Below are 14,631 nucleotides of genomic sequence, written 5' to 3' on the forward strand. Positions count from 1 at the left end.
CTCCTGCAAAAACATCAGCGGCGGCTGCTGACTTCGGCGGGGACGTCATCGCCGGCCATGCGTTTGCGGAACAGGGCGGTTCGCGCCAGTAGCAGTGTGGTGACCGGCACGGTGATCGCGAGCAAAATCGGAATCAACCAGCCGTGCAACACCGGCCCGGATTTGAGCGTTGAAAAGTAGATGATCGACGCCAGCGCCACGCTCCACGCCCCCAACGTCGAGGCCAGTGCCGGTGGGTGCATGCGTTGGAAAAACGCCTTCATCCGCAGCAAGCCAATCGCGCCAATCAAGGCAAACAGGCTGCTGAGCAACAGCAACGCCGCCACGATAATTTCAACCCATAACGGCATCATTCAATCACCTCGCCACGCAGCAGGAATTTGGCCAGGGCGAACGAGCCGACGAAGCCGAACAGCGCGATCAATAGCGCCGCTTCAAAGTAAGTGTCGCTGGCATAGCGAATACCCAGGGTCAGCATCATCAGCATCGCCAGGATGTACAGGTAGTCCAGCGCCAGTACCCGGTCCTGGGCCGAGGGGCCTTTGAACAGGCGCACCAGGGTCAGCACCATGGCCAGGGAGAACAGGAACAGGCTGAACAGGATCGCATTGGCGAGCAGGGCGCTCATTCGAAGATCTCCATCAGGGGCCGTTCGTAGGCGTGCTTGAATTGCTGGATAAACGAGGCCTCGTCATCCAGGTCGAAAACGTGCAGCAGCAGGATGCTGCGGTCCAGGGCCAGTTCCGACCAGACGGTGCCGGGGGTCACGCTGGTGATCATCGCCAGCACAGCCAGGCCGTTGGCGTCGCGCAGGTCCAGGGGGATCTTGATAAAGCGCGAGCGCGGTGGGCGGGAGCCGCAGGTGAGTACGCCCCATGCCACGTGCAGGTTGGAGATGATCACATCGAGGCCGACCCGGAAAAACAGGCGGATGATCACCCCAGGGCGGCGGATGCGGATCGGCAGCGGGCGCAGCGGCGCCATCATCAGCGGCGCAAGAAAGCCCAACAGTGCGCCCAGCAGCAGGTTGCCGGGGCTGATCGACAAGTTCAGCACCAGCCACAATACCCACAACGCCAACGACAGCCAGGGAGCCGGGAACAGACGCTTCATGGCTGCACCTCCAGGGCGGCGGCCTTGGCTTCAGGGCTCGGCACTGGCCGGGTCGCGAGCACTGCCATCACGTAGTGTTCCGGGTTGTTCAGGCTTTCGGCAGTGGCCTGGGTGTAGCGCATCAGCGCCTCGGCCTTGAAGGTCAGCGCGATGCTCAACCCCAGCAGCAGGAAGATCGGCACACACTCGTAGCGGCGCAGCAGCGGTGATGGGCGTTCTTCCGGGGTCCAGAAGCGCTGGATGCCGAGGCGGGCGAAAGCGATGAGCGAGGCCAGGCCAGAGAGAATCAGCAGCGCCACCAGGCCCCAGGCCGCCGGGCGGATGGACTCGTCCACGGCGTTGCCCAAGCCCAGTGGGTTGATCAGCGCGCTCAACAGGCTGAGCTTGCCGATAAACCCGGACAGCGGCGGCATGCCGATAATCAGCAGCGCGCAGGCGATAAAGCTCAGGCCCAGGAAGGCCATGGTCCAAGGGATGACCTGGCCGATCACTGCTTTTTGCTCATCGTCCAGGTTCACGCCCGGGCGCGGATGCAGCGATTCCATGGCTTTGGGCAGCGCATCAATCTCCTCATCCAGCGGCAGGTCGTTGGCCGAACGCGAACGCTCGATCAACTCCGCCAGCAAAAACAGCGCACTCAGTGCCAGGGTAGAACTGACCAGATAGAACAGCGCCCCCGCGGTCAGGCTCGGCTGGGCAAACCCTACCGCTGACAGCAGGATACCCGCCGACACCAGGATACTCAGGCTGGCCATGCGCTCCAGGCGCTGCGCCGCCACCATCGCCAGTGCCGCGCAAATGATGGTCGCCATGCCGCCATACACCAGCCAATCGCCGCCAAACAGTGCCGAAGCCCCGGCCTGGCCGGAGAACAGCAGGGTCCACAGGCGCAGCACGGTGTACACGCCGACCTTGGTCATGATCGCGAACATTGCCGCCACCGGCGCGCTGGCGGAGGAATAGGCGGGTGCCAGCCAGAAGTTCAGCGGCCACATGCCGGCCTTGGCCAGGAACGCCGTAGCCAGGATCGCTGCACCAGCATGCAACAGGCCGCGATCAGCCTCCGGCACCAGCGGGATCTTCAACGCCAGGTCGGCAAAGTTCAGCGTGCCGGTGACGCCGTAGATCATCGCCGCGCCAATCAGGAACAGCGACGACGCCAGCAGGTTGATCGCAATGTAATGCAGCCCCGACGACACCCGCGCACGGCCGGAACCGTGCAGCATCAGGCCGTAGGAGGCGGCCAGCAGCACTTCGAAGAACACGAACAGGTTGAACAGGTCGGCGGTGAGGAAGGCGCCATACAGCCCCATCAGTTGGATCTGGAACAGGGCATGGAAGCTGGTGCCCGCACGGTCCCAGCGGGCCATGGCGAACAGCAGCGCGCTGACGCCGATAACCCCGGTCAGCACCAGCATCATCGCCGACAGTTGGTCCACCACCAGGACGATGCCGAACGGCACCTGCCAGTTGCCCGGCAGATACACACCAATCGAGCCGGGGCCGCCTTGTTGCGTCCAGTACAACAGCAGCACGGCAACGCCCAGTCCGGCGATGCTGGAGCACAGATTGATCTGGGCTTTGAGTGGGCGGCGTTTCTCGCCCAGCATCAGCATCAGCCCGGCGGTGAGCAGCGGCAGCAGGATCGGCGCGACGATCAGTTGATTCATCCACGTCATTCCTTGGGCTCCCGGCCGTCTACATGGTCAGTGCCGGTGAGGCCCCGGGATGCCAGCAGCACCACCAGGAACAACGCGGTCATGGCGAAGCTGATCACAATGGCCGTGAGCACCAGGGCCTGGGGCAGTGGGTCGGTGTAGTTGAGCAGGTCTTGGGGCACGCCGTCCTTGATGATCGGCTCCTTGCCGATAAACAGGCTGCCCATGCTGAAGATGAACAGGTTGACGCCGTAGGACAGCAGGCATAAACCCATGACCACCTGGAACGTCCGTGGCCGCAGGATCAACCAGACGCCCGAGGCCGCCAGGACCCCAATGGCTATTGCGATGACTTCTTCCATCAGGCGGCTCCTTCGGTTGCAGCAACCACTTTGGGCTGGTTGCTCGGTTTATGCGCGCGCACCGACTGGTGGCCGAGGGCGGTGAGCATCAACAGGGTCGAGCCCACGACCATGGCGTACACGCCGACGTCAAAGAACAGCGCACTGGCGATATGAATATCGCCCAGTAACGGCAGGCTGAAATGCCAGGTATGCGTAGTGAGGAACGGGTACCCGGCGAACAGCGCACCCAGCCCGGTCAAGGTGGCTGACAGCAGGCCGAAGCCCATCCAGCGCATGGGCCGCAGGCTCATCTGCGCCTCGACCCACTGGGTACCGGCGACCATGTATTGCAGGATAAACGCCACCGACATCACCAGCCCGGCGACGAAACCACCCCCAGGTTGGTTGTGGCCACGCATGAACAGATAAAACGACACCACCAGCGCAATCGGCAGCAGCAGGCGCACCAGCACCGCCGGCACCATCATAAAGCCCAGGGCGGTGTCGCTGGCCTGGCGCGGGTTGACCAGGTCGGTGGCCACGTCCGGTGCCAGTTGGCGCTGTTGGGGTGGCAACTCCATGCTTTCCTTGGACGGGCGGAAGCGGCGCAGCAAGGCGTACACGGTCAAGGCCACGGCGCCGAGTACGGTGATTTCGCCCAGGGTGTCGAAGCCACGGAAGTCCACCAGCATCACGTTCACCACATTGCTGCCACCGCCTTCGGGCAAGGCACGGCTTAAGTAGAACGAGGAGATATCGTTGGGCGTCTGGCGGGTCAGCATCGCGTAGGACAACAGCGCCATGCCGCCGCCTACCACAGTGGAGAGCAGCAAGTCACGCAGGCGGCGGATACGCGCCTTGCGCAGCGAGCTGGGCAGGGGTGAGACCTCTTCGATCCGCCTTGGCAGCCAGCGCAGGCCGAGCAGGATCAGCACGGTGGTGACCACTTCCACCACCAATTGGGTGAGGGCCAGGTCCGGCGCCGAGAACCACACGAAGGTGACGCAGGTCATCAGGCCGCACACGCTGACCATGGTCAGGGCCGCCAGCCGGTGGTACTTGGCTTGCCAGGCGGCGCCGAGGGCGCAGGCAATCGCCAGCAACCACAGGGTGACGAAGACGATGGAACCCGGGATTTTCGGGCGGTCGCCCCAGCTGAGGCCACTGTTGATCATCGGGATCATCGCGCCGATCACTGCCAGCAGCACCAACAGGAACAACTGGGTTTGCAGGCGCTTGGTGCTGATGCGTTTCTCGATGCGGCGCACGCCGCGCATCATCACCACCAGGCAGCGCTCGAAACCGCGCTTGCCGTTGAAGTAGCCGATCAGCGGTGGGTATTCGAAGCGGCCACGCTTGAGTTGCTTGCGCAGCATCAGGTACAGCACCACGCCGCCGGTCATTGCCACCAAGCTCATGATCATCGGCGCGTTCCAGCCGTGCCAGATCGCCAGGCTATATTCCGGTAGCGTACCGCCCACCACTGGCAGGGCGGCAGCGGCGAGGATCGAGCCGACCACCTGGGCCGGGAAAATCCCCACCAGCAGACAGGTGAACACCAACAGCTCGACGGGTGCGCGCATCCAGCGCGGCGGCTCGTGGGGCGTGTGCGGCAAGTCGGTGGCGGGCGGGCCGAAGAACACGTCCACGGTAAAACGCAGGGCATAGGCCACGCTGAATGTACCGGCAATGGTCGCGATCACCGGCAGGGCGATTTCCACCCATTGGGTCGACGAGATAAACACGGTTTCGGCAAAGAACATCTCTTTGGACAGGAAGCCATTGAGCAACGGCACCCCGGCCATGGACGCGCTGGCGACCATCGCCAGGGTCGCGGTAAACGGGATCAGGCGCACCAGCCCACTGAGCTTGCGGATATCCCGCGTGCCGCTTTCGTGGTCGATGATGCCCGCCGCCATGAACAGCGAAGCCTTGAAGGTGGCGTGGTTGAGAATGTGGAATACCGCGGCAACTGCGGCCAGTGGGCTGTTGAGGCCCAGCAGCAGGGTGATCAGCCCGAGGTGGCTGATGGTGGAATAGGCCAGCAGGCCCTTGAGATCGTTTTGAAACATGGCGCAGTAAGCGCCGAGGAGGAGAGTGAGGGCGCCGGCACCGCCGACGATCCAGAACCATTCTTCGCTGCCGGACAGCGACGGCCACAGGCGGGCCAGCAGGAACACGCCGGCCTTCACCATCGTCGCCGAGTGCAGGTAAGCCGAAACCGGGGTGGGCGCCGCCATGGCATGGGGCAGCCAGAAATGGAAGGGGAACTGCGCGCTTTTGCTCAAGGCGCCGATCAGCACCAGGGCGAGCATGACCGGGTACAGCGAATGCGCGCGAATCTGATCGCCCGCCGCCAGCACCTGGTCCAGGTCATAGCTGCCGACGATATGCCCCAGCAGCATCACCCCCGCCAACAGGCACAGCCCGCCGGCGCCGGTGACCATCAGCGCCATATACGCCCCGCGTCGCGCATCGGCACGGTGGTGCCAATAGCCGATCAGCAGGAACGAGAACAGGCTGGTCAGTTCCCAGAAGAATACGATCTGGATCAGGTTGCCGGAGATCACCAAACCCAGCATGGCGCCCATGAACGCCAGGAAAAATGCAAAGAAACGCGGCACCGGGTCGTCCGGCGACATGTAGTAGCGCGCATACAGCGACACCAGCGTGCCGATGCCCAGCACCAGCATCGAGAACAGCCAGGCAAACCCATCCATGCGCAACACGAAGTTGAGCCCCAGGCTGGGCAACCACATGAATTCTTCGCGGATCACGCCACCGTGGGCGATCTGAGGGTAGAGCAGGGCGACTTGAATAGTACCGACCAGTGCCACAAGGCCGGCCAACAGCGATTCGGTGTTACGTGCGTTATGCGGCAGCAAGGCCGCCAGACAGCTGCCGATAAAAGGCAGAAGCAGTAGAACTATCAGGGACATAGGCTTCTAATCTGCGGGAGTTTGGGATGCATCATACGTGCCGCTTTCACGATCACCAAACGGCAAGATGTGGCAGGATCCTACAAGGTAGGCTGAAACCTCCCATTTGGCACTGTTTCAACCTGCCCTTGAATTAAAATGCAGACCTCTGTGGGAGCCGTTATCTGCAGCGACGCCGTACCTGTGGCGAGGGAGCTTGCTCCCGTGACGGGCTGACAGTCGACGCTTATCTCCCTGACACCCCACGATCCAATTGTGGGAGCTGGCTTGCCTGCGAAGACGGCCTGACAGCCGACACCTATCTCCCTGACACCCCGCGATCAAACTGTGGGAGAGGGCTTGCTCCCGAAGGCGGTCTGGCAGTCTAGACGGTTGGATTGTGTACATATCCATTGCTGCGGTAACGGCTACTTAGGGTTCCGCCTGACGGCGGCCCACGGATTCAAGCCTGCGTTCGGCCAGCGTGGTTTAACGGGGCGCCTGAGATCAAGATCACAAGCAGATCAAGATCAAGAGCGGCTCGCTTCGCATCGTGGTTACCGTTGATCGCAAACTACCCCTGCCGCTCCTCCTCCAACGCCTCTGCCAACTCAACGGCCTTCTGCCCCTTGGTCTTCAATTCACTCACAATCACCGCCACCACAATCAGCACCGCGCCCAGCATCGCGATCGGTGGGAACCGCTCCCCGGCGATTCGCCCCACAACGCCTGCCCACACCGGCTCACCGGCATAAATCAACGTCGCCCGCGTTGGCGAGACACTCTGCTGTGCCCAGTTCATCGCCACTTGGATCACCGCACTGGTCAAGCCCAGGCCCACGGCACTGAACAGCAACAGCCAGGAAAAGCCCGGCAACGCCTCGCCCATGGGCACCACCATCATGAAGGACAGCACCGAAGCGGTGGCCAGTTGCACCACGGTCACCCGACGAATATCCACCTGGCCGGCAAATGCGCTGATCAAGATGATCTCGGCCGCTATGGCCACTGCACCGATCAAGGTGGCGATTTCACCCGCGCTGAAATTCAGCGAGGCCCCCGCCGGGCCGGTCAACAGCATCAACCCCGCAAACGCCAACATGATGCCGATGCTGGGCATCAAGCCGGGGCGACGGCCAAGCACCAGCCACTGCAACAGCGGTACGAACGGCACATACAAGGCGGTGATAAACGCCGATTGGCTGCTCAAGATGGTTTGCAGGCCAATGGTCTGCAAACCGTAGCCGAACATGATCGCCACCCCGATAAACACCCCGGCCTTCAATTCGAACAGGGTCAGGTCGCGCAGGGTGCGCAAGGAAAAGAACCCCACCACAATCGTCGCCGCCGCGAAGCGCAGCCCCACAAAAAACATCGGCCCGCTGACCGCCATGGCGTGCTGCACCAGCAAAAAGGTGCCGCCCCAGATCATGGTGATCACCACCAGGATGCATTCGGCTTTACTGAAACGGTTGAAACGCGAAGGGGAGTTCGGGGCGGTCATGGCGGCTCGGTCTTGCAAGGGGAAAGCACGGACCGCACAATGCGCCGCACGCTGGGCAGTATACTGCGCACACCCACCTATTGAGCAATATAGTGCACAAAGAAAATCCGCAACGGGCTTCGGTCCTGCAGCACGTCAGCCAGAACGTTCGTCGCCTGCGCCATGCCGCCGACTTGAGCCAGACCGCGCTCTCGGAAAAGTCCGGGGTCAGCCGGCGCATGCTGGTGGCGATAGAAGCGGGAGAGAAGAACGTCAGCCTGTCGACCCTGGACCGTGTCGCCGAAGCGTTGGGCGTGGCGTTCAGTGATCTGATCCAGGCGCCGGATGTGCGCGACCACAGCCGTATCAATGAGCTGGCCTGGGCGGGCGAGATTGTCGGCAGTAAGGCGGTGTTGCTGGCCAAGGCTACGGCACGGCGTGAGGTCGAACTATGGGAGTGGCGGCTTGAGCCCGGTGACCGTTATTGCCCGGACCCTGACTTGGAAGGGTGGAGCGAACAACTGTTTGTGTTCGAGGGCAGCCTGACGCTGGTGATAGGTGATCAGGAAACTGTCATCGAGGCTGGAGAGTTCTTTATGTTCGCCAGCCACCAGCCCCATGCTTATCGCAATGATGGAAATGCGGCGGTACGGTTTGTTCGAAATGTGGTGATTTGAGCAACAATAAGGGCGAACTGGCATGAGTGAATCCACCCGCGTTGCAGATGTACTGATCATCGGTGGTGGCCTGAGCGGCACGATGCTGGCCGTGCAACTGCTTCGCCTGCCGGGCACGCGGCGTATCCTGATAGTCGAACCCCGTGCTGAGTTGGGGCGCGGCGAAGCCTACAGCGCGGTCGAACTGGGCCATACGCTGAACGGCAATGCGGCGCGTATGAGCGTTGACCCGGACAATGCCGACGACCTGACCCAATGGCTCACCGACTACATCAGCGCCGGCGGATGGCCCGAGTCGAACCAACAGCATGTGCCTATCAGCGAACTGTTCCCGCCACGGGGGCTTTTCGGCTTGTACGCGCAGCAGCGTCTGGCACAAGCCAAGGCGCTTTCTACATCGAGCGTCGAGCACATCCGCGCCGAAGGGGTAGACCTGCAAGTCGATGCCACCTCGGTGTTGTTGACCCTCGATACTGGCGAGCAACTGCGCGGCGCCTGTGCGGTATTGGCCACCGGCATGTTCCCTGCTGCGCGCACTCCGCAGACCGAGTCCACAGGATTGAATGCCGCCGCGTTGGACCCTTGGGATGTACCCGCGATGACCCGGCTCGACCCACAATCGACCGTGCTGATCATCGGCTCGGGCCTGACCATGGTCGATGCCGTGGTCTCCCTGGAGCAGGCCGGCCATCGCGGGCCTATCGAGGTTTTTTCGCGCCACGGCTTGTTGCCCCATGTACGTCGGCAACCGCCGAGCTGGGACGACTTCCTCGCCGCTGACCACAGCCTGAGCAGCCCCCGACAATTGCTGCGTGAGGTGCGACGCCAATGCCAGCTCGCGTTGGGGCAAGGCACAGACTGGCAGGCGCCGCTGGACACGGTGCGCGGGCATATCGCGCGGCTGTGGAGCCAGGCCAGTGAGGCCCAGAAGCGCCAGTTCGTTCGGCATGTACGGCCTTGGTGGGAAAGCCATCACCACCGTTCGCCGCCCTTGAGTGCGCAGTTGGTAGCGCGGTTGCAGGGGCAAGGGCGGTTGCGGATTCAGGCGGCGTCGTTCAAGGGCTTGGTGCCGTCGCAGAAGGGGGTTGCCATTGCGGTGCGCTACCGTGGCGAGGATGTGATCACCAAGATGTTGGGCGCTGCGCTGATCAATTCCAGCGGCATCGAATACGACTGGCGCCGGGTGGCCCGTCCTTTACCGCGGCAACTGCTCAAGCGCGGGTTGATCCAACCTGGGCCGCTGGCGCTGGGGATTGCGGCGGATGCGACGGGGGCGGTGCGGGATGCCCGCGGCGAGGTCAGCCAGCGACTGTTCGCCATGGGGCCGCCGTTGCGGGGGATGTGGTGGGAGAGTACGGCGGTGACCGATGTGGCGCTGCAGGCCAAGGCGCTGGCCGCCAGGCTGGCACAGCGCTGAATGTTGGAGCTGGTATTGATTGCCCCAATGCAAGTAACCGGTAATCTTGTGGCGAGGGAGCTTGCCCCCGCTGGAGTGCGAAGCGCTCCCAGGATCTTGGGGCCGCTGCGCAGCCCAGCGGGAGCAAGCTCCCTCGCCACAGTGCAACGTTCCCACATCTGGATCGAGGGTCAGTGATTGATTCCCCCGATCCTCACCAACCCCGCTTCAAGCCCAAACACCTCAACCCCCTGCGGCGTCGATTGCCCGGTGGTGACTTTTACCCGCTGCACTGGTTTATCCATCGCCTTCCGATACTCCACCGTCATGTCCGCGTGGATCGCCTGGCTGGGAATCACGATCGCCTGGTCATTGTTATAAGTGACAATCGTCAACCTCGCACTCATGCCCAGGCGCACCCGTTGTAACTGCTGGGGCGTCAGGGTGGGGATCGACAAGGTCACCGGAAACTGCGCACTGCCCTGACTGTCGCTGGCGATGGCCAGGCCGCTGACCACGCTGACTGAACCTGTCAGCCGCTCGCCATCAAAGCCATCGCCCATCACTTCAACGGTCTGGCCCTGACGCAACTGGTTGATATCCAGCTCTGAGACCTTGGCCACGATTTTCAAGCGTTCGATATTGGCCAGCCCGAACAGCACCTGGCCCTGGCTGACCTTGCTGCCGGCCTGCACCGGCGCGTTGTTAGTCCCGCCACCTTGAGCGGTACTGGTGCCACCGGGCGCCGGTACCACAATGCCGGAGAAGGGCGCCTTGACCTCCTTGCCTTCGAGCAGTGTTTGCAAGGCTTCGTACTTCACCGTGGCATTGGTCAGCTCCATTTCGGCGATCTGCCGATATTCGCCCTGGCCTTGGTCCAGGGCTTGTTGCAGCTCACTGCGCGCCGCCGCCAAGTCCAATTGCTGTTGCTGGGTTTGCTGCTTGAGGTCGTCAAGTTCGTTACGAGGGATGATGCCGCGCTTGAACAGGTTTTCGCTCTCGGTAAGTTTGCGTTGGGTGTTGCCCGCGGTCATTTCAGCGGTGCGTAAACTGCGACGGGCGCGGCTGACGGTGGGGCTGCTGCCCCAGTCCTGCATTTCCTGCACGGTACGCCGGGCCTTGAGTTGCGCGGAGAGGGCGTCGCGCAGCTGTACTTCAAGCGTCGCCGGGTCCATGCGCAACAGGACTTGGCCGGCTTCAACGCGCTGGCCTTGTTCGACCAGGTTGGCCAGCACATTGCCGTCGAACGGCGCCGTCAGGACGACGGTGGTGTCAGGCTCGATCTTGCCCACCAGCCCGATCTGGTGCACCAACGGGTCGGGCTTTACGGCCAGCCACTGTTCGCCTGTACCCGCCTGCTCAGCCCCGCTGCGTTGACTGAGCAGGGCGGCGACCGCGACGGCCAACAGCAGGAACAAGGCAACGGCCAGCAGGGATTTTTTATTAGTAGTCATTAAGGGCAATTTCCCAACTTTCCAGCGTCATGCCCAGGGTCAGATCAAGCTGAGTCTGGGCGTTCAAATAAGCGATCAACGCATTGAGCTGGGCGTTTTCGGCGTTGCGCAGGTCGGTCTCGAAGCTCAGCACCTGAAAGTTGGTGGAGCGCCCGGCGCTGAGCTTTTCCCGCTCGATCTCGATCTTGCGCCGCGACAACTCCACGGCGCGCTTGGATATTTCATATTGGCGCCAGCGGGTGCCAAGGTCACGCACCACATTGTTGACGTTGCGCTCCAGCTCCTGGCGGGCGTCGGTAATGCGGATTTCCTGGTCTTCTACATTTACCCGTGCACGCACTTCGGCCTGGCGCGTGCTGATATCGCCAATAGGGATTTGCACTTGCACCCCGGCGTAACTGTCCCAGGTGCGGTTATTGTTATGGCCGTTGTCGTTATCGGTGGCGGCGCGGATCTGGTTGGCGCCGGCGACCAGGTCCACCTGCCAGCGCCCGGAATCTTTGGCGATCACCAGGTCGAGGTCGGCCTGTTGGCTGCCGAGCAGGGCAGCGAGGTATTCCGGTTGCTGGTTTTGCGCGAGGTTGAAGGCCTGGCGTTTGTCGATCTCCATGGGGGTGGCTTCCAGGGCCTCGGTGGCACGCACCGGTGTCGACAGGTCCAGGGCCAGCAGGCGCAGCAACGCCAGGCGGCTGGTGTCGAGTTGGTTGCGCGCTTCTTCCACGCCTAATTGCTGGGTGGCGATATCGGCTTCGGTCTGCACGATCTCGAATTCGGCCATGCGCCCGGCGCTGATCAGCGCTTTGTTCACCTCCAGTAAAGTAGTGGAGCGTTTGAGCGCTTCCTGGACGATCACCAACTGTTCCTGGGCGCGCAACAATTCGCGGTAGGTGGCGATGATCTGGCTGATGGTCTGCGCCACGGTGGCCTTGAGGTTCAGGCGGTTGGCCTGCTCGGCCAGGCGCGACAGGCGCAGCGGTGCGGTGGTGGCATCCCAGCCGGCCCCGCGCATAAGCGGTTGGATGATCGCAAGGTCCAGGCCGTCGCTGCGGTAGCGGCCGGCGCGGTTGGCGTTGTTCAACTGCTGGGTCCAGGCCATGCTCAAGCGCGTGCCGTATTCGCCGAGCAGGCTGCTGGTGGGCGCGACGTTGGCGTTGCGCGCATTGTCTTGGGAGCCGCGGGTGCTGCGGTAATAGCTGTTGAGGGTGAGTTTGGGGTTGAACACGTCTTCGGCCACGCGCAGGTCGAACTTCTGCGCCACCCGTTGCAGGTAGGCGCTGCGGATCGCCGGGTTATTACGCAGGCCCAGGTACACCGCGTCCCCCAGGGTCATGGTGGTGGCCTGGGCATTCAGCGAGACGCTACGCTCGTAGCCGCTGCGGGTGGTGCTGGGTGCCTGAGGGTTGATCACCACGTCGGCGGCCATGCCTGGCAGGCTGATCAGCATGAGCAGCGGTAGGTACTTATTCATCGCGCAGGGCCTCGACCGGCTGCAAGCGTGAGGCCGACACCGCCGGGTAGATGCCAAAGAACAAACCCACCAGCAACGTACTGCCCACGCCCAGGGGCAGGGCAGCCACTGCCAACGCAAAGGCCCAGCCCGACAGCCACGCATACAGCCAGGCAGCGGTCATGCCCAGGACTGCGCCGCACAGCGCACCCACGGCGGTGAGGGTGACCGCTTCGAGCAAAAACAGGTTGCGGATATCCCGCTGGCGCGCGCCCAGGGCCATGCGGATGCCGATCTCACGGCGGCGTTCCGAGACGTTCATCAGCATCACGTTCATCACCCCGACACCGCCGCCCACCAGGGAGATCGCGCCGAGGGCCAGGAGTAGATAGGCGAAGGTGCGGCTTTGGCGGGTCATGCCATCGATCATTTGCTGGGGCACCGTGATGTCGACGCTATGGTCGGTGAGCTGGGGTTGCAGCGCGGCGGCGGCGTCCCTGGCTATGCGTTCCATGTCCTGCCCCGGCGCCGCGCGGATGAGCACGTTATTGATCTGCGGGTTGGCATAGATGCGGCGCATGCCCTCGGCGGGAATAAACAGCGATTCGTTGGCCTGCACCGGCATCAGCATGGCCCGGGGTTGGTTGTGCAGGATGCCCACCACCAGAAACAGGTAATCGTTGATACGCACACGGTCACCCAGCTGCAGCGGGTCACCTGGCGCGCCGAGGGCCTGGGCGAGCTGGTCGCCGATCACCCCGTAGGTTTCGTTGGCATCGAAGGGTGACAGGAAGCGCCCCTCACGCAGCGCCAGGCGCATGGCGTCCTGGATACCGGCAGTACTGCCGACAAAGTTGGCATTGGCGGTCCGCCCATGAAACACAATGGGCCCGCTGAACAGGCTGAGTGCGCCGATATGAGCGATGCCCGGCACTGCCCGGCGTACCGCATCCAGGTCGAGCTGGGTGCGCATCGGCACATTGCTGCTGCCCTTGGACGGGAACTGGGCGATGAGGGTGTCGGTACCCATGTCCTTGAAAATCATCGCCGCATCCACCGCCGCGTTGTGGCCGATATTGATCAGCGCCACCACCGAGGAACTGCCGATGACGATCCCCAAGAGCGCCAGGATCGAACGCTTGCCCAGGGTACGCAGGCTGATAAAGGCTTCGTGCAGCAACTGGCTGAGGCTCTGCTCGACCCGCAGGCTCATGGGCGCCCGGCCTCATGCACCACGCCGTTGCACACCAGGATCTTGCGCTCCAGACGCTCGGCAATGTTGGGGTCGTGGGTGACGATGATCAGCGTCACCTGTTGGTCACGGTTGAGGTTCAACAGCAGGTCCATGATCTCTTGGGCGGTAGTGCTGTCGAGGTTGCCGGTGGGTTCGTCGGCCAGGATCACCGAGGGTTTGCCGACCAAGGCGCGGGCAATGGCCACACGTTGGCGCTGCCCACCGGAGAGGTCGGCGGGGCGATGGTGGGCGCGTTCGGCGAGGCCGACTTGTGCGAGCATGCGCTGGGCGTGTTCCACCGATTCATGCCGCGACACGCCGCGATAACTCAAGGGCAGTGCGACGTTGTCCAGGGCACTTAGGCGTGGCAGCAGGTTGAAGCTCTGGAACACGAAACCGATCTGCTGGTTGCGGATCGCCGCCAGCTCATCGGGGGTGGCGTTGAAAATATCGTGGCCGGCAAAGTGGTACTGGCCGCAGTTGGGCAGGTCCAGCAGGCCGAGGATATTGAGCAGGGTGCTTTTGCCGGAGCCAGAGGCACCGAGAATGCCGCAGCTGTCACCGCTGGCGATAGACAGGCACACGTCATTGAGAATGCTCAATTCTTGCCCGGCGAGCTGATAGCGCTTACCGATGCCTTGCAGGGAAATCAAGCCGGGTTGCGCGGGGGTCTGTGTCATCATGACTACGCCTGCAGTCTCGACGGTACCGCCTTGCTCCCCGAAACTCCTTGTAACAAGTTCAGAAGCTGCCTGTAGCCGTCACGGACTGGTTTTATTTCTTGTTTTTAAAATATTGTTTGAATAGTAACTGCCTTCCTGACGCTTCGCCAGCCGTCGAGGTAGAGCGGTTTTACCGGTTGAAACGATTTTATCAGCGGGTATCAGAGGTGGGTAAAACCCCTACG

13 protein-coding genes are annotated in these 14,631 nt (G+C 62.7%); 2 read left to right on the forward strand and 11 right to left on the reverse strand.

What is annotated here, in order from left to right; genetic code table 11:
* Positions 1–14: 14 nt before the first annotated feature.
* The 7 genes from AC1RAC_RS10745 to AC1RAC_RS10775 form a co-directional block, all read right to left on the reverse strand.
* Entirely contained in the window at positions 15–353 is a 339-nt protein-coding gene (locus tag AC1RAC_RS10745; RefSeq protein ID WP_056787846.1) for a Na+/H+ antiporter subunit G, read from the reverse strand.
* Complete coding sequence (locus tag AC1RAC_RS10750; RefSeq protein WP_003192168.1) at positions 350–628, reverse strand: K+/H+ antiporter subunit F; 279 nt, start codon at positions 626–628, stop codon at positions 350–352. Before AC1RAC_RS10750 ends, AC1RAC_RS10745 begins: the two co-directional genes overlap by 4 nt.
* The gene (locus tag AC1RAC_RS10755; protein ID WP_014718934.1) at positions 625–1,113 is read right to left on the reverse strand and encodes a Na+/H+ antiporter subunit E; all 489 of its coding nucleotides are present in this window, start codon (positions 1,111–1,113) and stop codon (positions 625–627) included. Before AC1RAC_RS10755 ends, AC1RAC_RS10750 begins: the two co-directional genes overlap by 4 nt.
* Positions 1,110–2,792, reverse strand: a complete 1,683-nt coding sequence (locus AC1RAC_RS10760) for a monovalent cation/H+ antiporter subunit D (RefSeq protein ID WP_034127904.1) — start codon at positions 2,790–2,792, stop codon at positions 1,110–1,112. Before AC1RAC_RS10760 ends, AC1RAC_RS10755 begins: the two co-directional genes overlap by 4 nt.
* Positions 2,789–3,133, reverse strand: coding sequence for a Na+/H+ antiporter subunit C (locus tag AC1RAC_RS10765; RefSeq protein WP_003192163.1), 345 nt, complete (start codon positions 3,131–3,133; stop codon positions 2,789–2,791). Before AC1RAC_RS10765 ends, AC1RAC_RS10760 begins: the two co-directional genes overlap by 4 nt.
* Complete coding sequence (locus AC1RAC_RS10770; protein WP_014718932.1) at positions 3,133–6,054, reverse strand: monovalent cation/H+ antiporter subunit A; 2,922 nt, start codon at positions 6,052–6,054, stop codon at positions 3,133–3,135. Before AC1RAC_RS10770 ends, AC1RAC_RS10765 begins: the two co-directional genes overlap by 1 nt.
* Before the next feature lie 553 nt (positions 6,055–6,607).
* Positions 6,608–7,537 (reverse strand): DMT family transporter, encoded by a 930-nt coding sequence (locus AC1RAC_RS10775; RefSeq protein WP_054897286.1) that lies wholly within the window; start codon positions 7,535–7,537, stop codon positions 6,608–6,610.
* Between the two features lie 92 nt (positions 7,538–7,629).
* Here AC1RAC_RS10775 and AC1RAC_RS10780 point away from each other — a divergent pair, with 92 nt between their 5' ends.
* Positions 7,630–8,193, forward strand: coding sequence for a helix-turn-helix domain-containing protein (locus AC1RAC_RS10780; RefSeq protein ID WP_197883270.1), 564 nt, complete (start codon positions 7,630–7,632; stop codon positions 8,191–8,193).
* Between the two features lie 22 nt (positions 8,194–8,215).
* Positions 8,216–9,610: an FAD/NAD(P)-binding protein gene (locus AC1RAC_RS10785; protein ID WP_492616564.1), complete on the forward strand. Its 1,395-nt coding sequence runs from the start codon at positions 8,216–8,218 to the stop codon at positions 9,608–9,610.
* A 170-nt stretch (positions 9,611–9,780) separates the two neighbouring features.
* On the opposite strand, the gene AC1RAC_RS10790 is transcribed toward AC1RAC_RS10785, so the two are convergent.
* Genes AC1RAC_RS10790 through AC1RAC_RS10805 form a run of 4 tightly spaced genes read right to left on the reverse strand, consistent with a single transcriptional unit; the run spans position 9,781 to position 14,407 of the window.
* Positions 9,781–11,043, reverse strand: a complete 1,263-nt coding sequence (locus AC1RAC_RS10790) for an efflux RND transporter periplasmic adaptor subunit (RefSeq protein ID WP_492616565.1) — start codon at positions 11,041–11,043, stop codon at positions 9,781–9,783.
* Complete coding sequence (locus tag AC1RAC_RS10795; RefSeq protein ID WP_034127898.1) at positions 11,033–12,511, reverse strand: TolC family protein; 1,479 nt, start codon at positions 12,509–12,511, stop codon at positions 11,033–11,035. The genes AC1RAC_RS10790 and AC1RAC_RS10795 overlap by 11 nt, the downstream gene beginning before the upstream one ends.
* Positions 12,504–13,703 carry an ABC transporter permease gene (locus tag AC1RAC_RS10800; RefSeq protein WP_492616566.1) on the reverse strand — a complete coding sequence of 400 codons (1,200 nt, stop codon included), beginning with the start codon at positions 13,701–13,703 and terminating at the stop codon, positions 12,504–12,506. Before AC1RAC_RS10800 ends, AC1RAC_RS10795 begins: the two co-directional genes overlap by 8 nt.
* On the reverse strand, positions 13,700–14,407 hold the full coding sequence (locus tag AC1RAC_RS10805) for an ABC transporter ATP-binding protein (protein ID WP_492616567.1): 708 nt from the start codon (positions 14,405–14,407) through the stop codon (positions 13,700–13,702). Before AC1RAC_RS10805 ends, AC1RAC_RS10800 begins: the two co-directional genes overlap by 4 nt.
* Positions 14,408–14,631: the final 224 nt, after the last annotated feature.

Source organism: Pseudomonas sp. GW823-FHT02F05 (assembly GCF_058797315.1).

Bases quoted from the DNA above. Each gene is read 5' to 3' on its own strand.
- AC1RAC_RS10800 (WP_492616566.1), bottom strand. From the start codon at position 13,703: ATGAGCCTGCGGGTCGAGCAGAGCCTCAGCCAGTTGCTGCACGAAGCC.
- AC1RAC_RS10790 (WP_492616565.1), bottom strand. From the start codon at position 11,043: ATGACTACTAATAAAAAATCCCTGCTGGCCGTTGCCTTGTTCCTGCTG.
- AC1RAC_RS10795 (WP_034127898.1), bottom strand. From the start codon at position 12,511: ATGAATAAGTACCTACCGCTGCTCATGCTGATCAGCCTGCCAGGCATG.
- AC1RAC_RS10760 (WP_034127904.1), bottom strand. From the start codon at position 2,792: ATGACGTGGATGAATCAACTGATCGTCGCGCCGATCCTGCTGCCGCTG.
- AC1RAC_RS10765 (WP_003192163.1), bottom strand. From the start codon at position 3,133: ATGGAAGAAGTCATCGCAATAGCCATTGGGGTCCTGGCGGCCTCGGGC.
- AC1RAC_RS10785 (WP_492616564.1), top strand. From the start codon at position 8,216: ATGAGTGAATCCACCCGCGTTGCAGATGTACTGATCATCGGTGGTGGC.
- AC1RAC_RS10775 (WP_054897286.1), bottom strand. From the start codon at position 7,537: ATGACCGCCCCGAACTCCCCTTCGCGTTTCAACCGTTTCAGTAAAGCC.
- AC1RAC_RS10745 (WP_056787846.1), bottom strand. From the start codon at position 353: ATGATGCCGTTATGGGTTGAAATTATCGTGGCGGCGTTGCTGTTGCTC.
- AC1RAC_RS10755 (WP_014718934.1), bottom strand. From the start codon at position 1,113: ATGAAGCGTCTGTTCCCGGCTCCCTGGCTGTCGTTGGCGTTGTGGGTA.
- AC1RAC_RS10805 (WP_492616567.1), bottom strand. From the start codon at position 14,407: ATGATGACACAGACCCCCGCGCAACCCGGCTTGATTTCCCTGCAAGGC.
- AC1RAC_RS10750 (WP_003192168.1), bottom strand. From the start codon at position 628: ATGAGCGCCCTGCTCGCCAATGCGATCCTGTTCAGCCTGTTCCTGTTC.
- AC1RAC_RS10770 (WP_014718932.1), bottom strand. From the start codon at position 6,054: ATGTCCCTGATAGTTCTACTGCTTCTGCCTTTTATCGGCAGCTGTCTG.